Source organism: Methylocystis parvus, assembly GCF_049675845.1.
GTDB lineage: Bacteria > Pseudomonadota > Alphaproteobacteria > Rhizobiales > Beijerinckiaceae > Methylocystis > Methylocystis parvus_A.
In genome coordinates, this window is record NZ_CP187161.1 from 394,565 (window position 1) to 417,012 (window position 22,448).

General features: G+C 63.6%; 27 protein-coding genes, 2 tRNA genes and 2 pseudogenes. 14 read left to right on the forward strand and 17 right to left on the reverse strand.

Translation table 11 applies throughout. The features are described from left to right. Window positions 1–42 precede the first annotated feature (42 nt). Window positions 43–687, forward strand: coding sequence for an acyl-homoserine-lactone synthase (locus ACPFMJ_RS02145; protein ID WP_424362237.1), 645 nt, complete (start codon window positions 43–45; stop codon window positions 685–687). A 68-nt stretch (window positions 688–755) separates the two neighbouring features. Here the strand turns inward: ACPFMJ_RS02145 and ACPFMJ_RS02150 are convergent, their stop codons facing one another. Together ACPFMJ_RS02150 and ACPFMJ_RS02155 are read right to left on the reverse strand one after the other, a co-directional pair. After that, entirely contained in the window at window positions 756–947 is a 192-nt protein-coding gene (locus ACPFMJ_RS02150; RefSeq protein ID WP_424362238.1) for a hypothetical protein, read from the reverse strand. 525 nt (window positions 948–1,472) lie between these two features. Next, entirely contained in the window at window positions 1,473–2,936 is a 1,464-nt protein-coding gene (locus tag ACPFMJ_RS02155; RefSeq protein WP_424362239.1) for a helix-turn-helix domain-containing protein, read from the reverse strand. Window positions 2,937–3,188: 252 nt separating this feature from the next. Between ACPFMJ_RS02155 and ACPFMJ_RS02160 the strand changes: the two are divergent. The 6 genes and pseudogenes from ACPFMJ_RS02160 to ACPFMJ_RS02185 all read left to right on the forward strand — a co-directional run. Further along, window positions 3,189–3,749 (forward strand): annotated as a pseudogene (locus ACPFMJ_RS02160) (ATP-dependent metallopeptidase FtsH/Yme1/Tma family protein); the annotation flags it as partial. Between the two features lie 92 nt (window positions 3,750–3,841). Next, window positions 3,842–3,943 (forward strand): AAA family ATPase, encoded by a 102-nt coding sequence (locus ACPFMJ_RS02165; protein WP_424363774.1) that lies wholly within the window; start codon window positions 3,842–3,844, stop codon window positions 3,941–3,943. 49 nt (window positions 3,944–3,992) lie between these two features. Beyond that, window positions 3,993–4,142 (forward strand): annotated as a pseudogene (locus tag ACPFMJ_RS02170) (AAA family ATPase); the annotation flags it as partial. Continuing rightward, a complete protein-coding gene (locus tag ACPFMJ_RS02175) occupies window positions 4,139–5,041 on the forward strand; it encodes a hypothetical protein (RefSeq protein WP_424363775.1) in 903 nt (300 codons plus the stop codon). The pseudogene ACPFMJ_RS02170 and the gene ACPFMJ_RS02175, both read left to right, overlap by 4 nt. A gap of 398 nt (window positions 5,042–5,439) precedes the next feature. Further along, on the forward strand, window positions 5,440–6,210 hold the full coding sequence (amoC, locus tag ACPFMJ_RS02180) for a bacterial ammonia monooxygenase, subunit AmoC (RefSeq protein WP_424362240.1): 771 nt from the start codon (window positions 5,440–5,442) through the stop codon (window positions 6,208–6,210). 417 nt (window positions 6,211–6,627) lie between these two features. Beyond that, window positions 6,628–7,122: a DUF1269 domain-containing protein gene (locus tag ACPFMJ_RS02185; RefSeq protein ID WP_424362241.1), complete on the forward strand. Its 495-nt coding sequence runs from the start codon at window positions 6,628–6,630 to the stop codon at window positions 7,120–7,122. 80 nt (window positions 7,123–7,202) lie between these two features. On the opposite strand, the gene ACPFMJ_RS02190 is transcribed toward ACPFMJ_RS02185, so the two are convergent. Then, window positions 7,203–7,868: a hypothetical protein gene (locus tag ACPFMJ_RS02190; protein ID WP_424362242.1), complete on the reverse strand. Its 666-nt coding sequence runs from the start codon at window positions 7,866–7,868 to the stop codon at window positions 7,203–7,205. Between the two features lie 195 nt (window positions 7,869–8,063). On the opposite strand from ACPFMJ_RS02190, the gene ACPFMJ_RS02195 reads away from it, so the two are divergent. Beyond that, window positions 8,064–8,234, forward strand: a complete 171-nt coding sequence (locus ACPFMJ_RS02195; RefSeq protein ID WP_424362243.1) for a hypothetical protein — start codon at window positions 8,064–8,066, stop codon at window positions 8,232–8,234. Here the strand turns inward: ACPFMJ_RS02195 and ACPFMJ_RS02200 are convergent. Continuing rightward, the gene (locus tag ACPFMJ_RS02200) at window positions 8,222–8,524 is read right to left on the reverse strand and encodes a hypothetical protein (RefSeq protein ID WP_424362244.1); all 303 of its coding nucleotides are present in this window, start codon (window positions 8,522–8,524) and stop codon (window positions 8,222–8,224) included. The genes ACPFMJ_RS02195 and ACPFMJ_RS02200 overlap by 13 nt on opposite strands. Before the next feature lie 4 nt (window positions 8,525–8,528). Further along, window positions 8,529–8,771, reverse strand: coding sequence for a hypothetical protein (locus tag ACPFMJ_RS02205; RefSeq protein WP_424362245.1), 243 nt, complete (start codon window positions 8,769–8,771; stop codon window positions 8,529–8,531). A 285-nt stretch (window positions 8,772–9,056) separates the two neighbouring features. Here ACPFMJ_RS02205 and ACPFMJ_RS02210 point away from each other — a divergent pair, with 285 nt between their 5' ends. The 3 genes from ACPFMJ_RS02210 (at window position 9,057) to ACPFMJ_RS02220 (ending at window position 10,141) form a co-directional block, all read left to right on the forward strand. After that, window positions 9,057–9,230 (forward strand): hypothetical protein, encoded by a 174-nt coding sequence (locus ACPFMJ_RS02210; RefSeq protein ID WP_424362246.1) that lies wholly within the window; start codon window positions 9,057–9,059, stop codon window positions 9,228–9,230. Between the two features lie 81 nt (window positions 9,231–9,311). After that, window positions 9,312–9,683, forward strand: a complete 372-nt coding sequence (locus ACPFMJ_RS02215; protein ID WP_424362247.1) for a hypothetical protein — start codon at window positions 9,312–9,314, stop codon at window positions 9,681–9,683. Between the two features lie 209 nt (window positions 9,684–9,892). Continuing rightward, window positions 9,893–10,141, forward strand: a complete 249-nt coding sequence (locus ACPFMJ_RS02220) for a hypothetical protein (protein WP_424362248.1) — start codon at window positions 9,893–9,895, stop codon at window positions 10,139–10,141. A gap of 36 nt (window positions 10,142–10,177) precedes the next feature. Here the strand turns inward: ACPFMJ_RS02220 and ACPFMJ_RS02225 are convergent, their stop codons facing one another. The 11 genes from ACPFMJ_RS02225 to ubiG form a co-directional block, all read right to left on the reverse strand. Beyond that, a complete protein-coding gene (locus ACPFMJ_RS02225; RefSeq protein ID WP_424362249.1) occupies window positions 10,178–11,173 on the reverse strand; it encodes a guanylate cyclase in 996 nt (331 codons plus the stop codon). A gap of 204 nt (window positions 11,174–11,377) precedes the next feature. Further along, complete coding sequence (locus ACPFMJ_RS02230) at window positions 11,378–11,635, reverse strand: hypothetical protein (protein ID WP_424362250.1); 258 nt, start codon at window positions 11,633–11,635, stop codon at window positions 11,378–11,380. Window positions 11,636–11,643: 8 nt separating this feature from the next. Continuing rightward, a complete protein-coding gene (gene feoB / locus ACPFMJ_RS02235) occupies window positions 11,644–13,638 on the reverse strand; it encodes a ferrous iron transport protein B (RefSeq protein ID WP_424362251.1) in 1,995 nt (664 codons plus the stop codon). Next, entirely contained in the window at window positions 13,635–13,880 is a 246-nt protein-coding gene (locus ACPFMJ_RS02240) for a FeoA family protein (protein ID WP_424362252.1), read from the reverse strand. The genes feoB and ACPFMJ_RS02240 overlap by 4 nt, the downstream gene beginning before the upstream one ends. 115 nt (window positions 13,881–13,995) lie before the next feature. After that, window positions 13,996–14,071, reverse strand: a tRNA-Thr gene (locus ACPFMJ_RS02245). A gap of 41 nt (window positions 14,072–14,112) precedes the next feature. Continuing rightward, window positions 14,113–14,970 (reverse strand): 23S rRNA (guanosine(2251)-2'-O)-methyltransferase RlmB, encoded by an 858-nt coding sequence (gene rlmB, locus ACPFMJ_RS02250; protein WP_424362253.1) that lies wholly within the window; start codon window positions 14,968–14,970, stop codon window positions 14,113–14,115. Further along, complete coding sequence (locus ACPFMJ_RS02255; protein WP_424362254.1) at window positions 14,967–15,833, reverse strand: 4-(cytidine 5'-diphospho)-2-C-methyl-D-erythritol kinase; 867 nt, start codon at window positions 15,831–15,833, stop codon at window positions 14,967–14,969. The genes rlmB and ACPFMJ_RS02255 overlap by 4 nt, the downstream gene beginning before the upstream one ends. Window positions 15,834–15,875: 42 nt before the next feature. Next, window positions 15,876–15,950 (reverse strand) — tRNA-Gly (locus tag ACPFMJ_RS02260). A 167-nt stretch (window positions 15,951–16,117) separates the two neighbouring features. Further along, entirely contained in the window at window positions 16,118–16,285 is a 168-nt protein-coding gene (locus tag ACPFMJ_RS02265; RefSeq protein ID WP_424362255.1) for a hypothetical protein, read from the reverse strand. A 974-nt stretch (window positions 16,286–17,259) separates the two neighbouring features. Then, window positions 17,260–17,949 carry an invasion associated locus B family protein gene (locus tag ACPFMJ_RS02270; protein ID WP_424362256.1) on the reverse strand — a complete coding sequence of 230 codons (690 nt, stop codon included), beginning with the start codon at window positions 17,947–17,949 and terminating at the stop codon, window positions 17,260–17,262. A 179-nt stretch (window positions 17,950–18,128) separates the two neighbouring features. After that, complete coding sequence (gene ubiG, locus ACPFMJ_RS02275) at window positions 18,129–18,902, reverse strand: bifunctional 2-polyprenyl-6-hydroxyphenol methylase/3-demethylubiquinol 3-O-methyltransferase UbiG (RefSeq protein ID WP_424362257.1); 774 nt, start codon at window positions 18,900–18,902, stop codon at window positions 18,129–18,131. A 149-nt stretch (window positions 18,903–19,051) separates the two neighbouring features. Between ubiG and ACPFMJ_RS02280 the strand changes: the two genes are divergently transcribed. Beyond that, complete coding sequence (locus tag ACPFMJ_RS02280; RefSeq protein ID WP_424362258.1) at window positions 19,052–20,290, forward strand: aspartate kinase; 1,239 nt, start codon at window positions 19,052–19,054, stop codon at window positions 20,288–20,290. An 85-nt stretch (window positions 20,291–20,375) separates the two neighbouring features. Further along, a complete protein-coding gene (locus ACPFMJ_RS02285; protein ID WP_424362259.1) occupies window positions 20,376–20,825 on the forward strand; it encodes a hypothetical protein in 450 nt (149 codons plus the stop codon). Window positions 20,826–20,882: 57 nt separating this feature from the next. Here ACPFMJ_RS02285 and ACPFMJ_RS02290 read toward each other — a convergent pair whose 3' ends face one another. After that, window positions 20,883–21,851, reverse strand: a complete 969-nt coding sequence (locus ACPFMJ_RS02290) for a DUF4424 family protein (RefSeq protein WP_424362260.1) — start codon at window positions 21,849–21,851, stop codon at window positions 20,883–20,885. Between the two features lie 201 nt (window positions 21,852–22,052). On the opposite strand from ACPFMJ_RS02290, the gene ACPFMJ_RS02295 reads away from it, so the two are divergent. Beyond that, a complete protein-coding gene (locus ACPFMJ_RS02295; RefSeq protein WP_424362261.1) occupies window positions 22,053–22,436 on the forward strand; it encodes a DUF2267 domain-containing protein in 384 nt (127 codons plus the stop codon). Window positions 22,437–22,448 lie beyond the last annotated feature (12 nt).

The following is a 22,448-nucleotide window of genomic DNA, read 5'->3' on the forward strand; positions in this document are numbered from 1 at the left end:
AAGTTTTCATCGTCAAACCATGCTGACGAGAGGGCTTGAGGGATGATCAAGATCGTTCCGGGCGAATGGCGCGCGCGCTATCCCCGGCTCATTGACGAGATGCACAAGCTGCGCCGCAACGTGTTTCACGAGCGGCTGAAATGGCAGGTCACCGTCATCAATCGCTGGGAAATCGACGGCTACGACGCGCTTGATCCGCTCTACGTGATGGCGTTGGACGAAGACGAACGGGTCATCGGCGGGCTGCGGCTCCTGCCGACCACCGGCTTCAACATGCTCAACGACACTTTCCCGCAATTGCTTCCCGATGGAGCGCGCATACAGAGCCCGCTCATCTGGGAATCGAGTCGCTTCACCGTCAGAATGACGGGAGACAGCCGAGTCGATGCGCCAACGATCAGCCGGGCCACTGCGGAGCTGGGACTTGCGCTGAATGAAATCGGCAAGGCGGCGGCGCTCTCCCACATCGTCACTGTTTACGATCGCGCCATGCACCGGATGCTGACGCGCTGCGGCTGCGCTGGCGAGCCGTTGGGACCTCCGCAAATGATCGGCGGCGTCGAAACTTACGCCGTTCTCTATGAGGTCGGGGAGGATTGGGATGCGCGGGTGCGTCATCTGGCCGGGATTTCGGGCCTCGCGCTCGAGCACTCGGTCGTCGAGACGATGCGCGCCCGACATGCGTGAGGCCCCGCGGGGGCGGGGCGTGATCAAACGAGACAGCACAGGGCTGGGGACGATTAATGATTCACATTTTAACCTGCGGTAATTTCCACCTGCTGGATCCCAGGATCGAAGACGCCTATCGCCGTCGGCATCTGGCGCCGACGTGCGGATGTCGTCGAGCGTTGCGGGTCGACCTCGCGCTGTGCGACATCAAAGAGCGCTTCCGCGATCGCACGGACTGGCTCAGGCAGCTCGCAGTCGATATTGAGGCGCTGGCGCAAGCGGCGGAGCTCGCGCCGCCCAGACGCGGTCGCGACTCGCGGACGATCTCGGCAAACGCGAAAAGCCCGCGTAAGCCGCGCGGGGCGAAAAGCGCCCAACGGAAGGCGCGCGCAGGGTAGGGTTTCAACATGACGACGCGCGCCGCTCTGCGTGACGCGCGTCGTGAGATTCAGTCGGACGTCGGCCGGGTCAGTTCACGTAAGCGGTGATCGCGAAGGTGACAGCGGCGGCGGCGGCGAGAATCGAGACGATGGCGGTGAACGAGTTCATTGCGCTTCCCTCTGCCTTAGCGTTTCCCGGCGGGGCTCCGTTTTGGAGTTCTTGACCGACGGCGCGACTAAATAACGCACCCTGTTGCGCAAAGGCGCAAGCAGAAAAAGTTATTGCAATGCACGCATAGGTGGCCGGAATAGCGGCCGCGTCCGCGCCGCGGCGAACTCAAAAATCAATAAAAATAGGTTACCGGCGCGCCGCCGCAATGCAGTGACGATCTTTTGACAAGCCAGCGGTGAGGCTGACCAAAATCAAGCAATCGCCTGAAGCTTCGCCTTCAGGTCCCCGATTTCCGTTTCCGCCCGCACCTGATTGCTGACATCGTATTGAACGCCAAGGAAGTAAATGAGCTTCCCCTGGGCGTCGAAAAGCGGCGTTATGTTCAGCTTGTTGTAAAAGAGCTCGCCGTCCTTGCGGTAATTGCGCAACGTCACCTCGATGGGTTGGCGATTCTTGATCGCTTCCCGCAGGCGGCGCAGGCTCTCCTGATCGCGGTCGTCGCCCTGCAGGAATCGGCAGTTTCGGCCGATGATCTCCTCCGGCTGATAGCCGGTGATGTCCTCGAATCGCTTGTTGGCGTAGACGATCGGCGCATCTTCGATGTCGGGGTCCGCGAGCGTCACGCCGTTCACGCAGGTGTCGAGAATCGTCGTGAGGATCTCGGGAATGATCTCGGAGTCCTTGCGCACCGAGAACATCTGAGCCTTGTCCTGGCTCTTGGCCTTCGCCCATACGCGATAGGCGGAAGGCGCCATGCCGGCGTAGCGGCGGAACGCGCGGCGAAAGCTCGCCTCGTCAATGAAGCCGGCGCTCGCCGCCAGTTCCTTCACCGGCTTTGCGCTGGTTTCGAGGAGGGTGCGCGCGGTCTCGACGCGGATGCGGTCGATGAACGTCTTGGGCGACTCGTCGCAGGCCTGCTTCAATTTGCGATGCAGGGTGCGTTCGGAGGTCGAGAGCGCCCTGGCGAGGTCCTGCGCATTGAAGGCGGCGTCCGATTGGCGGACGATTCGCTCCGCCTCGGCGAGGAAGGCGTCGACGCCGCCGCTCAAGACGTTGGGCGTATAGGCGGCGCCCTTGGCCGCTCCCTTCGCCGGAGCCGTCTCGCCGAGGGTGAAATCGGCGGCGATTCGTCCCGCTTCCTGCCCACATAATGTGCGGATGACGTGGAGGCCCACATCGATCCAGGAGAGGGGGCCGGCCGCCGTGACCACGCGGCGATCGTCGATCAGTCGCGCGCCCCAGGCAGTGTCCGCGCGCGGGTAGCGCTTCTTCAGATCTTCATGATGCCACCAGCTCGTGGTGCAGCGCCGGCCCTCCAACAGGCCCGCTTCGCCGAGCAAAAAGACGCCGGAGCCGCAGCCGCCGATGAGCGCGCCGCGGGAATGATGGCGCCGCAGCCAGGCGGCGGCCGCGGCGAAAGCCGACATATCCGGGGCCTTGCCGTCGGGGCCGGGCGCGAAGCTCGGGACGATGACGGCGTCGCAGACGCCTATCTCCTCGAAGGAGGTCTCAACCTCCAGAGTCGCTCCGGAGCCGTCGCGGATCGGGCGCCCGTCGGCGCTCGCCGTGACCAGGCAAAAATCGGCTGCGCTCCCCGCTTCCGACGGCGGAATGGCGGCGATGATCGCCTTGTGGGCGAGCGCGAAAAGATCGGAGAGGCCGAGGAACGCAGATCCCAGACACCCGTCCAATCCGGCGATGACGATCTTGATCATGCCCCCCACCATTTGTTCTTTTTGGCGAATTATGGACTCGATTTGGCTATTTCGCCATCCTGACCTAGGATGACCCCAACCTCATCTTGGGAAAAGGCGAGGGCCTCCGTCCCTCCGCCCAATGATGTAATTCGAGCGATGACGTTCCCAGAATTTCTGCGAGGTCACGCCTAGGAGGTGCAAATGAAGGCGAATTGGAAGAAATATTTGCCTTGGGTCGTCTTCGTCGCCGTCGCGGGAATCCTGTTTGCCATGTTCCAGCAGCAGCAGTCCCGCACGCCCGCGCGCGAAATTACCTTCAGCGAACTGCTCGTGCAGATCGACGAAGGCCGCGTGCACGACGTGACGATCGCCGGCAGCGAGATCTCTGGACACTTCAACGACAACCGCACCTTCACGACCTATGCGCCGAACGATCCGACGCTGGTGCAGAAGCTGGAAGCCAAGAAGGTTCAGATCAGCGCGAAGCCCGCGGGCGACAATCCCGGCTGGCTTTCGACTCTCCTCGTGAACGGCCTGCCGTTGCTGCTGTTCATCGGCGTGTGGATCTTTTTCATGGCGCGCCAGATGCAGGGCGGCTCCGGCAGCCGCGCCATGGGCTTTGGCAAGTCGAAGGCGAAGCTTCTGACCGAGTGGCATGGGCGCGTGACGTTCGAGGACGTCGCGGGCGTCGACGAGGCCAAGGAGGATTTGCAGGAGATCGTCGAGTTCCTGCGCGATCCGCAGAAGTTCCAGCGGCTTGGCGGCCGCATTCCGCGCGGCGTGCTGCTCGTCGGTCCTCCCGGCACGGGCAAGACGCTGCTCGCGCGCGCCATCGCGGGCGAAGCGAACGTGCCCTTCTTCACGATCTCGGGCTCGACTTCGTCGAAATGTTCGTCGGCGTCGGCGCGAGCCGCGTGCGCGACATGTTCGAGCAGGCCAAGAAGAACGCGCCCTGCATCATCTTCGTCGACGAAATCGACGCGGTCGGGCCGCCATCGCGGCGCCGGTCTTGGCGGCGGCAATGACGAGCGCGAGCAGACGCTCAACCAGCTGCTCGTCGAGATGGACGGCTTCGAGGCCAACGAAGGCATCATCCTCATCGCCGCCACGAACCGTCCGGACGTGCTCGATCCGGCGCTGATGCGTCCGGGCCGCTTCGACCGGCAGATCAACGTGCCGAACCCGACTTCATCGGCCGCGAGAAGATCCTGCGCGTGCACATGAAGAAGGTGCCATTGGCGCCGGACGTCGATCCGAAAGTGGTCGCGCGCGGCACGCCGGGCTTTTCGGGCGCCGATCTGATGAACCTCGTCAACGAGGCGGCGCTGCTCGCGGCGCGTCGTTCGAAGCGGATCGTGACGCAGGCCGAGTTCGAGGACTCGCGCGACAAGATCATGATGGGCGCGGAGCGGCGCACGCTGATGATGACGGATGAGGAGAAAAGCCTCACCGCCTATCACGAAGGCGGGCATGCGCTGGTGCAGCTGACGTCGTCCGGGCGATGCCGATCCACAAGGCGACGATCATTCCGCGCGGCCGCGCGCTGGGCATGGTGCAGTTGCCGGAGCGCGACAGACTCCCAGACCTATGAGCAGCTGACGGCGATGCTGGCGATTGCGATGGGCGGCCGCGTGGCGGAGGAGCTGATCTTCGGCCATGACAAGGTGACGTCTGGCGCGGCGTCGGACATCCAGCAGTGCACGCGGGTGGCGCGGGCGATGATCACGCAGCTGGGCTTCTCGGACAAGCTGGGGACGGTCGCCTATGCGGAGCCGCAGCAGGAGCAGTTCCTCGGCTATTCGCTCGGCCGGCAGCAGAGCCTCTCGGAGGCGACGCAGCAGACGATCGACGCGGAGGTTCGGCGTCTTGTTCAGGAGGGCTATGACAAGGCCAAGCAGATCCTCACCGATAAGAAGGCGCAGCTCGACACGCTGGCGAACGGCCTGCTGGAGTTCGAGACGCTGACGGGCGAGGAGATGAAGGGGCTGCTTGTGGGCAAGCGCCCGGTGCGCGAGGACACCAGCTCCTCCGCCCCGCAGCCCCCGCGCGGCTCCGCCGTCCCCACCACCGGGCAAAAGCCCGAGCCGGATGTGGATGACGGCGTGGCGCCCCAGCCGATCTGAGTTTCGGCTGCATCAAGACGAAAAGGCCCGGCTTTCGCCGGGCCTTTTTCGCTTGGGAAAGGTGGCTGCCAAAGGGGCCGACGGCGGCCCGAGGGTCCCGCATCCGAGGAACGCTTTGCAGAGGATGCGGCGAAATTTCGCCACACTGCCGCGCGCCCTGAAAAGGCCCCGGGAAAGCCCGTCGCCGGCCGGGCTTTTTCTTTGTCGAAACAAAGTTCTGTTCTTTGCTCGGCAGAGCAATGTTGCGGTGCAAAATCAATAGATTGTCGTTCTCGCCGGGTGGCAGTTTTTGTCTCTATATTGGCGACAAAGTCACTGTTACGTTCCGGTACAGAAAGCATGATGCAACAGCTTCGAGGGAACCCCCTCGAGTGCTCTCAATATGGAGGAGTTGACTAATGAGCTCGACGACTAGCTCGGCTGCTGGCGTTTCCGCCGGCTCGGAAGCCGTAGTCGATCTGCGTGGCATGTGGATCGGCCTGGTTCTGCTGAACACGTTTTATCTGATCGTCCGCATTTACGAGCAGATCTATGGCTGGCGCGCTGGCCTTGATTCGTTCGCTCCGGAGTTCCAGACGTACTGGATGTCGATCCTTTGGACCGAAATCCCGCTCGAGCTGGTTTCGGGCCTGGGCCTCGCCGGCTATCTGTGGAAGACCCGCGACCGCAACGTCGACGCGGTTTCGCCGCGCGAAGAGATGCGCCGCCTGGTCGTTCTGGTGCAGTGGCTCGTCGTTTACGGCATCGCCATTTACTGGGGCGCCTCGTTCTTCACGGAGCAGGACGGCACCTGGCACATGACGGTTATCCGTGACACGGACTTCACGCCGTCGCACATCATCGAGTTCTACATGAGCTACCCGATCTATTCGGTGATCGCGGTTGGCGCGTTCTTCTATGCGAAGACCCGCATTCCGTATTTTGCTCATGGCTACTCGCTGGCGTTCCTGATCGTCGCCATCGGCCCGTTCATGATCATCCCGAACGTTGGTCTCAATGAGTGGGGCCACACCTTCTGGTTCATGGAAGAGCTGTTCGTTGCTCCGCTGCACTGGGGCTTCGTGTTCTTCGGCTGGATGGCGCTCGGCGTGTTCGGCGTCGTCCTGCAGATCCTGGCGCGCATCCATGCGCTGTCCGGCAAGGAAGGCGTCGCCCTCCTGACCGAGTAATAACGGACAAGCCGCTCGCGCCTTCGGGCGCGGGCGGCGCTCACCAAGTGGAGGGAAAGCCAATGCTCGCCAATCTTCTCATCGCGGCGTCACTGCTTTCGCCCCTGGCTTTCTGGTTCGCTGCGCCGCGCCGCATCCCGGCGCCCGCGAGGAGCCGCTGCGGGGTGAAAAACAGAAGCTTCTAAGATACGTCATGTCTCCCAGCTTGGCGTTCTTTACCCGCCGATGCCGCAAGACGAGCGGCGCCGCGCGGGTAAGCTTTTTTAGAGGAGGCCCTTGTTTAGAGGAGGCGCTTGGGCGCCAGCGGCGTTCGCCCGGCCATTTCTCGCAATCTCTCGCTCGCAATTGTAATTTCACCCGGCTCGACTAGATCGAAAGAGCGGCGGTTTCGCGCGCCGCCGATATCGGAGAGCCCTCATGAACGATTTGCTCGTCATCGCCTTTCCCTCGGAAGCCAAGGCCGAGGGCGTGAGACAGAAGCTGTTTCAGATGCAGAAGGAATATTTGATCGAGATGGGCGACGCGGTCGTCGCCGTCAAAGATGCGGAAGGCCACGTCAAGCTCAACCAGCTTTTCAACACGACGGCGATCGGCGGCGTCTCTGGCATGTTCTGGGGTGCGCTCATCGGCATGATCTTCATGATGCCTCTCGCGGGCGCGGCTCTCGGCGCCGCCTCCGGCGCCGTCTCGGGCGCGCTCACCGATTTCGGCATCGACGACAAGTTCATGAAGGAAGTGGCGGAAGTGGTTCCTCCCGGCGGTGCGGCGCTCTTCGTGCTCGTGCGCAAGATGACGGCCGATAAGGTTCTCGAAGGTCTCCAGGGCGCCGGCGGCACGGTGCTGCGCACTTCCTTCGACAGGACGATGGATCAGGCGATTCGCGCGGCGCTCTCGGCGCATTCGGCGAGCTGAGCGGTTTTCGAGCCGGCAAAAGAAAAGCGGCGCTCACGCGCCGCTTTATTCGTTTTGGAGGGAAGTCCCAGCTTGCGCCGTTAGGCCTGCTTCTCTTTCCGCTCTGCGTGGAACGTCATCCACAGGCTGACGGCGATGAAGATCAGCCCCAGCAGCGCGACCATGATGAACAGCGAGGAGCGCTGGACGATCGCCATCGCCGGGACGAAAAGCGCCAGGATGAGGCCGACCACGCAGATCTGCCAGGCCTCCGCATGGACGCCCGCGACGAAGGTGCCCAGCGCCAGCAGCACCATCAGGTTGAGGCCCGTGGCGTTGACGTCGATCAGCGCCCGCATGGTCGGCGTGTAGATCAGCCACATGGCCGCGAGGAAGGCCGCCCAGTGCAGCACCTGCGTCCAGACGAGCTTGATTCGCTCCGGCTTGGTGCCTGCATGACGCCAGCCGACGAAGATGCAAAGGCCGCAATAGATGATTGTCAGCAGTTCCCAATAGAAGCCGATCGGCTCGCCGGTGAAGGTGACGAGGCCGATGCCGACCACCGCCATGGAGAGCATGATGATGTAGGGCAGGTCGATCTTGAGCACGTCGACGAACAGCACTTCGGCCGACTGCGTCTTGATCTCCTCTATGCCTTCCTCGATCGCGGACACCCACGACCCCTCGGACGCGTCCTGATGCGGCGTTCCGGCCTCCTTGTGCGGTTCGGCGTCGCCGCCGGCAGGCGTTTCCGGATTGTTGGACATTTCAAGATCCTTTTTGAGAAGCGCTGGAGATAAACGCGCTCAATCCCGCGCCTATGTCCGGCGCGGCATAATGCACCGGGAGGATAGAGCGCGCCCCAAAGCTCGGCAACCGCCGCAATCTGTCCAGTTTTGCACGTTGGCGATTTCAGCGCGCTGTTTTAGCTAGGTTGCGACGCTTCTTACTGGCAGGTTCCGATGAAGAAAATCCTCATTCTCGCCGTCGGCGTGCTGATGGCCGGATTTGGCGTCTGGTCGCTTTTCGTGGGTAGCCGTTACCAGACGCTATGCGAACTTTCTTACTGGTCCGCGACGGCCGCGGAGCTCAAACATTGTGACGAGCGGGCGCAGGAGCTTCAGGGGCGCTGAGCCTTTTGGGGTTCGTCGCGTTTGAGCGGCATCACGTGATCGAGCGCCGTGACCGAGACGAACCCGCCGATCCATGCGCCGGCCGCGGCGAAGAGCACATAGGCCCAGTTCGACGTGTAGCTGATGACCGCGAAAGCCGAGAGCATGTACCAGGCGCTGCTCCAGCTTGCCGCGGCGACCCGCCGGCGGGCCGAGACGGCCGCGTTGAAGAACACATAGACTGCGTCCGTCGCGGCGGTGGACAGGAACACGCCCGCGGCGACGAAAGGGTCGATGGGCGGGAGCTCCATCGGATCAGCGGTAAAAATGCTCTTCCTGAAGCTTGGTCGTATGCGCGGGCGCGAATTCGCGACGGCAGGCGCCGCTGAGGCGAGACATATTCTGCTCAAGGCAGCTTTCGATCGCGGAAACGAAGGGAATATCGGAGCTGCAGAAGCGTAGCGCGTCTCCCATGCAGTCGGAGCGTTCCTGAGCGGTCCCTTGGGCGAAAGCAGGGACGGAGCAGAACATCGCGGTAGCCAAAATGATTTTACGCATGGCGCACCCTCTCAACTGCAAACTGATCTCAGTCGAGAGAGTGGGGCGGAAGCCTAGCTTCTGCAACCCTGCGAAGGCTCCGTTATCGTACTAGCATTAACGCCGCGCTCGCGATTGTCGCGAAAAGCACGGAGTAAACGACGGCGTTGGCGATTGGCGCTCTGATCATGCCGGGGTAGGGTGGCGCTCGACCCGGCCATATTCAATTCGCCAATTGGGCGCGCGGCCATCAGTCGCGGCGACTCGCGACGCGTCCCGCGCGCGCTGGGCCCCAGGGAGGCTGTTTTGCAACAGGATTTACCCGCGCGCCTGCAGGCGCTCGCCGACGCGCTGGAAGAAGCGATCGACCATATCGAAACGCTCGAGGCGATCGTCGCCGCTCTAGAAAAGGTCCATCCGGAGGCTGTCGACCGGGCGCGGGCGAGCGTGGCCGCGGGCAAGAAGGATCAGCATTTCTAGGTTCCGGGATTCCATCTTCCGGCCCGTTTTTCCGCACTAAGATCGCGCTTGCGAATCGTCGCAGCGAGAGGCGCTCGGACCATGAAGAAGCTTTTTATCGTCGGGTTTTTCCTTGTTGCAGGGATTGGCTCCGCCGCAGCCAAGGGCGGCATGCAGACATGGATTCTCGTCTGTCCGAAAAGCCTCGCGCAGAGCGAATGCCGTCTGACGACGGCAAGCCACTGGTATCACCTGCCGTCCCCGCAAGCCTCGACCAGCGCCCCAGCCGTCAAGGCGGCCAAGGCGCAGATCGCCGGCTCGCTGGACGCCGGTTCCTATCTCTCGGTGGAACAGTTCCCGGCGGGCGCCTCGATGGGCCGGGGAAACGTCTTCAGGGCCTGCGATACGGAGAGCGCGGCCGCGGCCGACGCCCAAATGGCGGAGTGGGCGCAGCGCGGGGAATGCCTGCGCTGAGCGGGCCTGCACGGGCGGTCGCCTGGCGCAAATGCGTCATGCGCCTCGACAAAAGAAATCAGCCGGCTGCTGCCTATTCTTTGAGCGTCTGCCCCGCAGCCGGGCGCCTGGTTACGCTGAAACCGCCAAAAAACGGTTAATTGAACGTAAAAAACCTGGCCCGCGGATTGCTGTTCAAAAACAGACATTCCGCCGGGAGGTTGCAAACAATGAGGACGATCCTGACCTTGGCCCTGCTTTTGGCGAGTGTCGTCGCCTCGAATGCGGAGCCGGCCGAGGAGACGATGGCGCCGAAGGCGACCGCCGCCAGCGGCACGCAGGAATTCTTCGACGCCAGGGGACACTCGCTCGGGAGCGTCACCAAGATCGGCGGCGTCACCTATTTCAACGGCCCCGACGGGAAGCTCGTCGGCACCGCCGAGACGATCGAAGGCCGGCGCATCTATAAAACCTACTGACCGCGGCGCACGAGTCCGCGCGCCGCCCGGCGGTTTCTATTCGCGGGTCCACTGATAGGTTTCGTAGCCGTCCACCACTCTGCCGGCGTCCTTGAAGCCTTCGCGCTGTTGCACTGGCTTGATGAGCTGCTTGGGGCAGGCGATCGTGCCGGGCTGAGCATATTTCTGCATATGCCCGGCAATATCGATGACCCGGTCGCTCATCTCCTCCATCGGCGTCGCCTCGTCGTAATAGACGCGTCCCGCATTGATGCCGCAGCGGACCGTGAAATCGGACCTGATGAGCTTCACATTGGCGTTGAAGGCGTCGAGGCCGGCGATCACTTCCTGGGCGGCTTTCACGGCGGCGTCGGATGTCGGGAAGCAGGCCATGACGCCGTCCGGCGTCCACGCGGCCTTGAGAGAGCCGTTGGCGCGCAGCTTGCCGTCGACGAGGTTCTTATATTCGCGGAAGTCGTGTTCGATGTCGGTCTTCTCTTCGCCAATCTTCATCTTCGTCGAGTCCGCGACGTCGATGGACAGGAACGCCAGATCTCGGCTCATCGATTCGAGCTTGCGCTTCGCTTCCGCCATGACCTGAAGCAGCTCGGCGCGGCTTTCGTCATTGCCCGCGTCCAGCTTCTTGATCTTTTCCTTGATGGGCGCGATGAGCCGGGCGCCGGCGCCGCCCTGCGCCGCCGCCTGCATCGCCGCGACGTCGCGCTGCACCGTCGCCCGGTAAATGGCGTGACCGAGCTTTCGCTGCATGCCGACGACGATCGAGCGCAGGATGTAAAGCAAGCCGATGAGGATCCACCGCGTGACCTCGAAACTGCCCAGGGTAACGGGCGACGCGGCCTGAAGCCATTTGATCACGAAGGCGTCCTGGGCCTGAACTTTATCCAGCCAGACATGTGAAACGCCCGACTTCAGATAAGGGATGGCGAGCGGCAGCAAGACGAGCGCCATCGCGATGAGAATCGCGTAGCGAAGCAAAGAGAGGACAAGTTTCGCGAGTCCGAGATGGAGAGGAACGCCCTGATTTTTCGCCATGAGTAGCTTTCAGTGGAAGCCGCCGTTGAGGGACCGGATCAACAGTCGCCTGATCAATTCTGATCCGCATTTTGCTTTTATCGCGAGCGAAGGCAAGGCAATGAAGAAGAACTTTCCACGCGAACCAAGATGATATTCACGCCGCCTTGAGAGCGTCATCGGCGGCAGGGGGCAAGCCGCCGTCGATTGGTCGCGACTCCCGCTCTAAAAGCGAGCCGCCTGCTGGCCTTTCTCGGTAAAAATCCACAGGCGCGGGGACCGCAGGAATCGGCACCCCTCCTTCGCAGGACAGTCGCCGCAGGGGGTGCTGCATGTCGAATTGATCCGCTTGAGATAACCTCGGCGCTCCAGCTCCAGGAACAGGCTTTCCGCCGCCTCCGGGCTGATCGCGAGTTCGCGCTCGACTTCCGTGACGCTCAGGAGGCGCCCTTGGGCTGCGAGTTTCAGGATTGCGTCGAACATGCGATCTCTCAGGCGAGGAGCCAGTTAGCCGCCTGATAGGAGATTGCGCCCGCGGCGATGGCGATGACCAGCAACAATCCTCCGGAAAAGAAGGTCCAGGCCCAACTGCCGGTCTCCTGGCGCATGGCGGCGACGGTGGCGGCGCAGGGGATGAACAGCATCGTGGTGACGAGGAAGGATAGCCCCGCGGCGATCGACACCGAATGGGAAAGGGCTTCCGCGAGCGAACCACCCTCCGCGCCGTAAATCACGCCCAGCGTCGCAATCGCGTTCTCCTTGGCGACGAAACTCGTGAACAGCGCGACGGTGAGGCGCCAGTCGAAGCCGAGAAGGCGGCCAATGGGCTCCAGCCCCTGGCCGATCTGGGCGAGATAGCTCGCGCCAATGGACCCGTCCGGGAAATAGGCGAGCAACCAGACGGCCGTCGAAACGGCGAGGATCATGGTGCTCGCCCGCCGCAGGAACGACCATGTGTGCGCCCACATGAACAGACCGATCGTACGTGGATTTGGCGCGTGATAAAGCGGGAGCTCCATGACGAAGGAGACCCGCTCGTCGCGAAACAGGGTGTGATTGAGAACCGCCCCGAGAGCCGCCAGCACGGCGATGTTCAGCATCACCAGCCCGAGAGAGGCCCACAGGGCGTAGCTCCCGAAAAAGACCGGCGCGAGAAAGGCCAGCACTGCGAAGCGCGCGCTGCACGGCACGAGCGGCGCCAGAAGAATGGTGAGCAGGCGGCCGGCGGGCGACTCGATCACACGCGCGCCCATGATCGCCGGCACGTTGCAGCCGAAGCCGAGGCAGAACGGCAGGAAGCTTTTGCCGTGCAATCCGATACGCTGCATGAAACGGTCGGTCAGAAAGGCGACGCGCGCGAGATAGCCGGTGTCTTCCAGAAAGCCGAAGATCGCATAGAAGACGAGAAGCAGCGGCAGGAAGGTCATCACGAGACCGGCGCCGCCGAGAACGCCGTCTGCAATGAAGTGGGAAAGGGCGGGCGGCGCCTCGGATAGCGCGCTCGCCGCCATTTCTCGCAGCGGCTGGACGACGCCCGTCTCCAGCAGGCGCTGGAGCGGCCAGGCGATGGCGAAGGTCAGGGCGAAGGTCAGGCCGAGAACGAGGAAAAGGATCGCCGTTCCGGCGATGGGATGCAATGCGACGCGATCGATCCTGTCCGTCAGACTCTGGCCGGCGCGCGGCGCACGCAGCACCGCGGATTTCACCATGCGGTCGGCCCAGAGATAACGCCCGCAAATGATCTCGACGCCCGCGCTCTGCCTTTTGGCCAAAAGCGCCTCGATTTGCGGCCAGTCGCGCTCGGGAGCCCATTGTCTCGCCAGCGTGACGATTTCGGCATCCCCCTCGAGCAGCTTGAGAGCGACCCAGCCGGCTTCGTACGGGGCAGGGACAAGCTTCTGAATCGCGCCTTTAAGCTTCTTGAGAACCCCGCCTAGCGCGGAGTCGAACTCGGGGCGTGTCGGGCGGAACTCGGCGCGGCCATCCGCCAGGGCGAGCGCGGCGGACACCAGATCCGATACGCCTGCATTCTTGACGGCGGTGATCGGCACGACCGGCACGCCGAGTCTGGCCTCGAGAACGACAGGCATGATTTCCACGCCCTCGGACGCCGCGACGTCCATCATGTTGAGGCCGAGAACGACGGGAACGGACAAAGCGAGCAGCTCTGCGAGGAGATAAAGATTGCGGTCGATCGCGGCGGCGTTTGCGATCAGGATGACGACGTCCGGCTTTTCCCTGATGATGTAGTCGCGGGCGATCCTCTCTTCTTCCGAGCTCGCGGTGAGGCCGTAGGTTCCCGGAAGGTCGACGACCTGAATGCGCCGCCCCTCGAACAAAACCGATCCTTCCTTCCGCTCGACGGTTTTGCCAGGCCAATTTCCGACGTGCTGACTGAGGCCCGTCAGATTATTGAACACTGTCGACTTGCCGACATTGGGCTGGCCCGCGAGCGCGATACGCAGAACCGCTTCGTTGCGCGTCATTTGGGAATATCCACGAGGATCGCTTTCGCTTCTTCATGCCCGATGGCGACGAGCGTGTTGCGAACGCGCAGCAGCATGGGCCCTCCCGCGCGGCTCTGCACGATATCGACCGCGGCGCCGACGAAGAGCCCGAGTTGCATGAGGCGGCCCTGAAGCTCGCGATCGGCGCGCAGGGATTGCAGGACGACGTTTTCGCCAGGGCCGATCTGGTCGAGCGAACGGATCGGAGTTGCGGGTTTCATGTTGATTATTGCTCGTCGATAAGCTGAGCGCGGCGCGCGGTGGCCTTCGCGAAATTATCGTCCACCGGCTGGGCCTAACCAAGCGGGCAAGCTGTCGCGGGGGCTTCGTGGGTTATGGTGCCGGTTGAGGGATTCGAACCCCCGACCTACTGATTACAAATCAGTTGCTCTACCAGCTGAGCTAAACCGGCGTTCCCAGCGACTCAACTAATCGTCCAAGGCGCGGGCGAGGTCAATCCTTTGGCGCGCGCAGGCGCATATGGACGACGCTGAGCGTGGCGGCGCAGGCGTTGGAGACATTGAGGCTCTTGATCGGGCCGGGGAGGTCGAGGCGGGCGACGAGGTCGCAGCGCTCGCGCGTGAGGCGGCGCAGGCCCTTGCCCTCCGCGCCGAGCACGAGCGCCAGCGGCTTCGACAGCGGGATGGTCTCTATTGGTTCGGAGCCTTCCGAATCGAGGCCGAGCACGCTGTAGCCGCGCTCGCGCAATTCATCCAAAGCGCGGGCCAGATTGACGACCGAGACGATGGTCACATGCTCCAGCGCGCCGGAGGCTGCTTTCGCCAGAACGCCGGTGAATTCCGGGCTATGGCGCTCCGTCACGATCAGCGCGTCGACGCCGAAGGCGCAGGCCGTGCGCAGGATCGCGCCGACATTGTGCGGGTCCGTGACCTGATCGAGCGCCAGCACAACGCCGTTCTTCGACTCGATGTCGCCGATATCGGCCTCGGGCAGCGGCCGCGCTTCGAGCAGCAGGCCTTGATGCACCGCCTCCTCGCCGAGATGGCGCGCGAGGTCGCGGGCGTCGACGAGGCGCGGTTCGACGCCGGCGGCATGGGCGAGGTCGGCGATGCGGGGCAGGGCGTTTTCGGTGGCGTAAAGCGCGAGCAGCTTGCGGCGCCCGCCCTTGAGCGCCGCCCGCACGGCATGCGCGCCATAAAGCGTGACGACCTCGGGCGAGGGCGCGCGGAACGGGCCCTTCGGCGCGTCGCCTCGCCCGCGCGGCTCATGCGGGCGCGCGCCCCTGGGTCTGTCGTTGGGACGTTCGTTGCGGCGGTGGGGCTGGTCCTTTGGCGGCGGGCGGCGGCTCATCGAAGCGCCGCCGTCTTCACCCACCATTCGGGGTGTTGCATGCGAATCGCGCGCGCCGCCTTCGCGGCGGCGCCGGTCGTCGAGAAGATTGCGAAACAGGTGGCGCCGGACCCCGACATGCGCGCGATCTTGCAGCCCCGCGCAGCGCGCAGCACCGAAAGCACGTCCACGATGACGGGGGCCTGAAGGCAGGCCGGGTCCTCGAGATCGTTGCGGCCCCGGGCCAGCATGGCGAGCAACTCGACCGAGGGCGCGCCGCTGCCGATCTCGGGGTGTTCTTCGGCCTCCACGCGCTCGCCGGGCTGCAGGCCCAGGCGCTGGAAAACAGGCCGCGTCTCGACTGGCACGCCGGGATTGATGAGCACGGCGGGCAGCAGCGGCAGGCGCAGAAGGGGCCCGAGCGATTCGCCGGCGCCGCGCATCACGCGGGCGCGGCCCAAGAGGCAGACGGGAACGTCGGAGCCGGTGACGCGCGCGGCGTCGAAGAGGCGCGAGTCGTCCGTGTCGATCCCGTTGGCCTGGGCAAGGAGACGCAGGGCGGCGGCGGCGTCGGACGAACCGCCGCCGATTCCCGCCGCCACGGGCAATCGCTTCTCGAGGCGGAACGCGCCGAGCGTCAGTCCATCGACTCGCTCCGCCAGATGGCGGGCGGCGCGTAGAACGAGATTGTCGTCGCCGGGTCCGGCCGCCGGGGCCGTGGGGCCGGAGACGTGCAGCGAGAGGGCGGGGCCGGGAATCAGCGACAGCGTATCGCCAGCGCCGCTGAAGGCGACGAGGCTTTCGAGTTCGTGATAGCCGTCTGCCCGGCGGCCTAAGATGTGGAGAGTGAGATTGATTTTCGCGGGGGCGCGCGTAACCAGCATCGAACCCCGACCTCCGCTTTAGGGTTATCGCGGAGCTTCATTTGGAGCGGGCGAAGGGATTCGAACCCTCGACCCCAACCTTGGCAAGGTTGTGCTCTACCCCTGAGCTACACCCGCATCCGTTTGCTTCGGCTTGGCTTTCACCGTTTGGCTCGCGCCGCCGTCGCTGCAGCCTTATGCAACAATCGATCTGGCTTTGCAACAGGCGATCAAAGAATTTTTGAACCCTGTGAATTTCGGCGTTCCGGGTGGATCGGGACCCGGAACGCCGCGGCTTTTAAGCCTTACTGAATCATGCGCGCGGTCGAGCCGGTATTGCCGGTGATGTTGGCGCTGTCCGGCGAAATCCATTCCGGAACCCAGGTCAGCGCGATAATCACGAAGCCGACGAAGCCCGCAATGTAGAGCAGGATTTTGCCAAGCTCGCCGCCGCCATGAACGTTAACAGCCATGTTTCCCTCCCATTTGTTTTAGTTGAGACGAGGCCTTTTAATTAGCCTATTGAGCCAGACAACGCAAATATAAAAGCGCCACTCAGGCTGATTTTGCGCGTACAAAATGAAATGGGACCAGAAGCTACAGGTTTTTATGGCGATGTGGTCCAACAATAACTTAGCATAAGCTATAATTATATTATGCGTAACGGAGAGGGCTCGGCCACCTGGGGCGGCCGAGTTGATTGCGTCGACAAGAGATGAGAGCGACGGCCGGAAGCCTGTTTTGGCCTCTCAGGCTCAGGCCATCGCTCGCCAACAAGGCAACAGGGGGAAGCCGTAGTTGACGATGAGAAACTGCCGCCGAAACGCCCGATTCGAAAGGACCACTCAGGCGCGAGATTGTGGTTTTTTACTTGGTTCTATCAGATTTATACTGACTGGCTCCAAGGCGAGGGTGACTGCGCCGTCTAAGTGCCTTGCAGACGCGCTGCTTTGCCCGCCGCCGATTTGATCGAGGAAGCTGAGACGCCCCGGCCCCGTTTGGCCCAGTGCTGAAAATCAAATGCGCGCGGGGATGAAATGTTCCCCAGTCTTATTCGCGGGGAACGAGGCGGGGCTATCTGGGAGACAATTTCAGACTGGGAACAATGGCCCGAAAAAGGGGGGGGGCTGATCACATAGGGCGGAATGCTGAGGGCCTCCGCGTTCAACCATCTGATGGCGGCGCCGCGTCGAAACTCCAAGCGACGCCGCCTCTATGCTGCGAAGAGAAAAGCGGGTCACGCTATTCCGGTGCGCCGACGCATCATTGTTGTATGCCAGGCCCAAATGCGCGCCCACGCTTTAGACCATGCGTCAAATGACGAGGCTGCGCGAATCAGCACACCGCATCTCTCGGGGAGAAGGCAGGCGGGCTGATTGCGATTCCGGTCGTGATGTCCCGTCAAACGGGCAGGGTTCGCCGAATTCGTCGGCGCGCCGGGCGTCGCCTATTTGCATTCCTGCGCGACGCGCGCGAGGGCGTCGGACAAACCCTTCAGCACATAGGTGTCGGTCGTCGAGGTGCCCTTGGACGAGGACGCCTTCACCACGAGCTTCGAGCCGCCGCGCAGGGCGCCGACGAATTCCTTTTCCTTGGACTGGTCCTTCACCCAGGCGTTCTGGCCCTTGGTGACGAGCTCCCAGCCGTCGCCGTCGATGTCGGCCGAAGCGGCGGAGCCGTCCTTGGTCCCGTAGCCGAGGTTGATGGCCACCTCATTGCGCACGCCGTCGCCGGGGCGCGACGAGATGAAGACATAGGCGGAGGTGTCCTTCAGCTTCGCCTTGGGCTCGCGGCTCTTGGGCTGGCCGAGCGCGTAGCAGGTCTTGTCCTTGCCGCCCTGCGCCAGATAGGCGCCCCATTCCCCGTAGGTCCCAAGCTGCTCGGGCTTGCCGCCGCCGGCGCTCTTGTCGTTCTTGCCGCCCTTCTTGCCCTTCTTGTCGGCGGCGTCGTCGGCCGCGCTTTCGTCGGTGGCGGGCTTTTCCTTGGCGTCCTTCTTGTCCTTCGCCGCAGGCTTGTCCTTGGCGAAGGCGGGCGTCGGCGCGCCGGCGGTTGCGACGGGCAGGGCGAGCGCGAGCGACAGGCCGAGAAGCGCGAAGGCGCGAGCGAGGGCGGACGGGGGCGTCGATTCGTTCATCATCGGGCGAAAGTCTAATGAGGGCTCATGACGCGAACAAGAGCTTGGTGGCCTGAGTATGCGCCGGCCATTCTGGGGAGCCGTTCCAGCGCGGGTCATTGCGAGCGCAGCGAAGCAATCCAGGGAACAATGCGGCTCTGGATGCTCGTCGCTAACGCCCCCCGCAATGACGCGGGGCCGCCTCAGCCCTCTTTCTTCGCGGCCATGAGGTAGTTCACGTCGGTGTCGTGGCTCTTGCGCCATGTCCGCGTCAGGGGCTGGAAGCTCATGCCGGCGCGGTCGATCTCGCGCATCCCGGCCTTGCGCAGCCAACCGGAGAGCTCGTCCGGACGGATGAATTTATTGTGGTCGTGCGTGCCCTTGGGCACCCAGCCCAGCACATATTCGGCCCCGACGATCGCGAAGACGTAGCTCTTCATGGTGCGGTCGATCGTGGCCAGGAAGAGCAGGCCGCCGGGGCGCACGAGGCGCGAGAGCATCTTCACGAAGTCGCTCGGCCCCTCGACATGCTCGATGACTTCGAGCGCCGCGACGGCGTCGAACTGCTCGCCCGTCTCGGCCAGCGCCTCGGCGGTGATGTTCCGGTAGTCGATGGAAAGGCCCATCTTCTCGGCGTGGCGGCTGGCGACGGCGATATTGTTGGGCGCGGGGTCGATGCCCGTGACCGTCGCGCCGAGCTCCGCGAGAGATTCGCTCAGAATGCCGCCGCCGCAGCCAATATCGGCGATGCGCACGCCCTGGAGCGGCCGCTCGGGGGATTCGTTCAAGGGGCTCATGTCGCCCGTGAGAAAGCGGCGGACATGGTCCCTAATATAGGTGACGCGGATGGGGTTGATCTCGTGCAGGATCCCCATCTTGCCCTTCTTGTCCCACCACAGGTCGCCGAGGCGGTTGAAACGCGCGACGTCCTCGGGATTGACGCTGGCGGAATGGGGGGGAGTCGCCTCGTGGGACACTTAAGAACCTCTTTTTGCGTCGGGTCTTCGCCCGAGTACATAAGGGCGACCTGCGCCGTTGACAGGGGGCAGGGCGCGGTCACATATACGCGCGCTTTTGGCGAGACGCGAGTGGGCGGACCGCCGCCTACCGCCCAACACCGGTTATCATGTCACGCCTGGTCATGAAATTCGGCGGCACGTCCGTCGCCAATGTCGAGCGCATCCGCAACGTGGCGCGCCATGTGAAGCGCGAGGTCGACGCCGGCCGCGAGGTCGCGGTGGTCGTTTCCGCCATGGCCGGCAAGACGAACGAGCTCGTCGCCTGGTGCAAGGAGGCCGCTCCGCTCTACAGCCAGGTCGAATATGACGCGGTGGTCGCCTCCGGCGAGCAGGTGACGGCGGGCCTTCTGGCCATCGCCCTCCAGCAGATCGGCATTCCGGCGCGCTCCTGGCTAGGCTGGCAGATCCCGATCCGCACCAACGACACCCATGGCTCGGCCCGCATCGAGTCGATCGACGGCGCCGGCGTCGTCGAGGGCTTCAAGCGCGGCGAGGTCGCCGTGGTCGCGGGCTTTCAGGGCGTTCACGCCGAGACGGGCCGCATCACGACGCTTGGGCGCGGCGGCTCGGACACGAGCGCGGTGGCGCTGGCGGCGGCGGTCAAGGCGGATCGCTGCGATATCTATACGGACGTCGACGGCGTCTACACGACCGACCCGCGCATTCTGAGCGAGGGCAAGGCGCGGCGCATGGACCGCATCGCCTTCGAGGAAATGCTGGAGATGGCGTCGCTCGGCGCCAAGGTTTTGCAGGTCCGTTCGGTGGAAGTCGCGATGGTGCACGGGGTGCCGACCTATGTGCGCTCGTCCTTCGACGATCCCGCCAATCCGGGCGAAGGCACGCTGATCTGCAACGAGGAGGACATTGTGGAAGCCCAGGTCGTCACAGGCATCGCCTTCTCGCGCGACGAAGCGCAGATCACGTTGCGCCATGTCGCGGACAAGCCCGGCGTCGCCGCCGCCGTCTTCATGCCGCTCGCCGAGGCGGGCATCAATGTCGACATGATCGTGCAGGTCGTCTCGCAGGAAGGCATGACCGACATGACCTTCACGGTCGGCAAGGCGGATTACGACCGCGCAACCGCGATCATCGAGAAGGTGAAGGGCGACATCGGCTTCACCAGCATGGAAGGCGCCAAGGACGTGGCCAAGGTCTCGGCCATCGGCATCGGCATGCGCAGCCACGCCGGCGTCGCCGCGCGCGGCTTCCGGGCGCTCTCGGAAAAGGGCGTGAACATCCGCGCGATCACGACTTCCGAGATCAAGTTCTCGGTGCTGATCGACGAAGCCTATACCGAGCTTGCGGTGCGCACGCTGCATTCGCTCTACGGGCTCGACGCGGCTTAAGTTAAATTTCACAAACTTGGCTTGACGCCAAAAGCCCAAGCGACATTTCGCCTTCAGGTCACAGTCCCTGAAGGAGGGATGTCACATGGAAGAACTGTCAAGACGCGTCGTCGAGGCGACGTCGCTCGAGCCGTCGATCGCCAAGGCCGCGATCGGCCATGTGCTGCGCTTCCTGCGCGATGCGGTTCCGCAAGGACATGTCGGCGAATTCATCGACAAGATGCCGGGCGCGCGCGAAGCGGTCGCCGCGGCGGGCGCCACAAGCGATGGCGGGGTGACGCAGGCCATCGAGGGGTTTACGAGCTTCATGGGCCATGGCCGCGCGGATTTGAACATCCTTGTCGGCAAGCTCGCCAATCTCGGCCTCACGCAGGCGCAGAGCGAACGCCTCATCGAGGAGACGCTGCTGCGCGCGGAATCGCTCATCGGCGAAGAGGGCGTCGCGAAGATTCGCGCAATGCTGCCGGCTCTCGCGGAGCGTTCCGGCGTTGCGCCGAAGTCGGAATCCACCGGTGAGATGCGGCCGGGCCTGTAAGCGCTCTGGCCGGAGTGACGCGGATCGGGGCGCGCGAAAAAGCGAGCGCCGGCCGCGTCACTCCTTCCCCCATTCGACGATCAATATGTCGAGGTCCTTCGTCGGCGTGAAGTTCGGGTAACGAACCTCGAATTGCGTCGGCGAAATCTTCTTCACGCCATCGGCGCAGAAGCTGACGAGCGCGTCCGGTTTTCCCTTGTCGACGACGAGCCGAAAATCGCCGATGGGGCCTTTCCAATTCGCGCCGGTCTTGAGCACGTAACCGAGCCAGATTTCGCCATATAGCTCGGTGCCCTTCTTATCGAAACTCGCGAGCCAGTCCCTGTCGATGCAATATTTGCGCTGCTCGTCCTTGAACCAGTCCGTCTTGCGCTGCGACTTGGAAAGTCCGCCGCCGACGCTGCCGCCCGCCAGCGGGGCGTATTGGTGCTCGACCGAGACGGTTTGCTTCGCGGGGAAAGTCTGCTTGCGGGTGACGCTGGTGCGTACGGACCACTGCGCCGAATAATAATGCTCGCCGCCCGTTCCGTCGTCGCGCAGCAGCCCGTCCGCGACGAGCTTGTCGCGCTCCGCCTGGGGCGCCTTTTTCAGCGCTGAGTCGAATTTCTCGTCGCGATAGTTTACGGGAATCTTGAGCGCCTCGAGACGCGCGGTGACGTCCTTTTCCTTGAAAATCGCCTGCTGCACCACGTCGAAGACGATCGGCTTGCCGTCGATCGTCGTTTTGAATTTCAGGTCCGAGGGGTTGCTCCAGTAGCTTTTGTTTTCCTCTGAATCGGGCGGAATGTCGGGCAGGGGAAAGGCGACGAGCGTTTCGACCGGCGCGTCGCTCGTATTGGTGAAGCGATATTTCACGCGCACGAGGTCGCGCGAGATGTAGAGATCCTCGCTGTCCATCGAGATGGCGTCGGAGCGCTTGAGCGTCAAACCGCCGAGGGCCGTCTCGGCTTCGGTGTCGTTGGCGCGGGCGGAGGAGGCGAGGGCGACGGCGATCAAAGCCGAGAACGCGGCGGATTGTTTGTACAAGCGTTACTCCTGTGATCTTGCCTCGCGGTCATTGCGACGCCGTCCAGAGCCGAAGTTGGGCTCCGGATCGCTTCGCTCCGCTCGCAATGACGGGCTCCGACCCTATTACGGCTTTCGAGGGGCCTCAATCGGCGCGCCTCGTCGCTTGCAATTGCCGCGAAGCGCAGCGACAGTCGCGCATATAAGCTAGGGAGGATGCAGATGGATGAATTGATTGGGCGCGTTTCGGCTGCGATCGGCGTCGATGCGGGCGTCGCCAAGACAGCGATCGGCCATGTGCTCGCCTTCCTGCAGAAAGAGCTGCCCGACGGCCCGGTGGCGGAATTTTTCGACAAGGTCGCCGGCGCGCGCGACGCCGCGAACGAAGTTTCGGCGGGCGAGGACGCCGGCGGCGGCAGCCTGCTCGGCGGGCTCCTCAATTCCGGACTGATGGGCGTCGCGACCAAGCTCAACGCCCTTGGCCTCGACATGGGCCAGATCCAGAAACTCGGCCACGAGGTCTTCGGCTACGCGAAGGAGATCGTCGGCGAGGAGAAGGTGAAGCAGATCGCCAATTCTATTCCGGGGTTGTCGCAGTTTATGTAAGTGAGCGCGCGG

Coding starts and splice junctions, on each gene's coding strand:
- ACPFMJ_RS02205 (WP_424362245.1), bottom strand. CDS start 8,771: ATGCGTAAAATCATTTTGGCTACCGCGATGTTCTGCTCCGTCCCTGCT.
- ACPFMJ_RS02285 (WP_424362259.1), top strand. CDS start 20,376: ATGGAAGAACTGTCAAGACGCGTCGTCGAGGCGACGTCGCTCGAGCCG.
- ACPFMJ_RS02175 (WP_424363775.1), top strand. CDS start 4,139: ATGAAGAAGGTGCCATTGGCGCCGGACGTCGATCCGAAAGTGGTCGCG.
- ACPFMJ_RS02195 (WP_424362243.1), top strand. CDS start 8,064: ATGAAGAAAATCCTCATTCTCGCCGTCGGCGTGCTGATGGCCGGATTT.
- ACPFMJ_RS02220 (WP_424362248.1), top strand. CDS start 9,893: ATGAGGACGATCCTGACCTTGGCCCTGCTTTTGGCGAGTGTCGTCGCC.
- ACPFMJ_RS02230 (WP_424362250.1), bottom strand. CDS start 11,635: ATGTTCGACGCAATCCTGAAACTCGCAGCCCAAGGGCGCCTCCTGAGC.
- feoB (WP_424362251.1), bottom strand. CDS start 13,638: ATGACGCGCAACGAAGCGGTTCTGCGTATCGCGCTCGCGGGCCAGCCC.
- ACPFMJ_RS02295 (WP_424362261.1), top strand. CDS start 22,053: ATGGATGAATTGATTGGGCGCGTTTCGGCTGCGATCGGCGTCGATGCG.
- ACPFMJ_RS02280 (WP_424362258.1), top strand. CDS start 19,052: ATGTCACGCCTGGTCATGAAATTCGGCGGCACGTCCGTCGCCAATGTC.
- ACPFMJ_RS02190 (WP_424362242.1), bottom strand. CDS start 7,868: ATGTCCAACAATCCGGAAACGCCTGCCGGCGGCGACGCCGAACCGCAC.
- ACPFMJ_RS02255 (WP_424362254.1), bottom strand. CDS start 15,833: ATGCTGGTTACGCGCGCCCCCGCGAAAATCAATCTCACTCTCCACATC.
- ACPFMJ_RS02155 (WP_424362239.1), bottom strand. CDS start 2,936: ATGATCAAGATCGTCATCGCCGGATTGGACGGGTGTCTGGGATCTGCG.
- ACPFMJ_RS02215 (WP_424362247.1), top strand. CDS start 9,312: ATGAAGAAGCTTTTTATCGTCGGGTTTTTCCTTGTTGCAGGGATTGGC.
- ACPFMJ_RS02185 (WP_424362241.1), top strand. CDS start 6,628: ATGAACGATTTGCTCGTCATCGCCTTTCCCTCGGAAGCCAAGGCCGAG.
- ACPFMJ_RS02240 (WP_424362252.1), bottom strand. CDS start 13,880: ATGAAACCCGCAACTCCGATCCGTTCGCTCGACCAGATCGGCCCTGGC.
- rlmB (WP_424362253.1), bottom strand. CDS start 14,970: ATGAGCCGCCGCCCGCCGCCAAAGGACCAGCCCCACCGCCGCAACGAA.
- amoC (WP_424362240.1), top strand. CDS start 5,440: ATGAGCTCGACGACTAGCTCGGCTGCTGGCGTTTCCGCCGGCTCGGAA.
- ACPFMJ_RS02270 (WP_424362256.1), bottom strand. CDS start 17,949: ATGATGAACGAATCGACGCCCCCGTCCGCCCTCGCTCGCGCCTTCGCG.
- ACPFMJ_RS02265 (WP_424362255.1), bottom strand. CDS start 16,285: ATGGCTGTTAACGTTCATGGCGGCGGCGAGCTTGGCAAAATCCTGCTC.
- ACPFMJ_RS02165 (WP_424363774.1), top strand. CDS start 3,842: ATGTTCGAGCAGGCCAAGAAGAACGCGCCCTGCATCATCTTCGTCGAC.
- ACPFMJ_RS02225 (WP_424362249.1), bottom strand. CDS start 11,173: ATGGCGAAAAATCAGGGCGTTCCTCTCCATCTCGGACTCGCGAAACTT.
- ACPFMJ_RS02145 (WP_424362237.1), top strand. CDS start 43: ATGATCAAGATCGTTCCGGGCGAATGGCGCGCGCGCTATCCCCGGCTC.
- ACPFMJ_RS02200 (WP_424362244.1), bottom strand. CDS start 8,524: ATGGAGCTCCCGCCCATCGACCCTTTCGTCGCCGCGGGCGTGTTCCTG.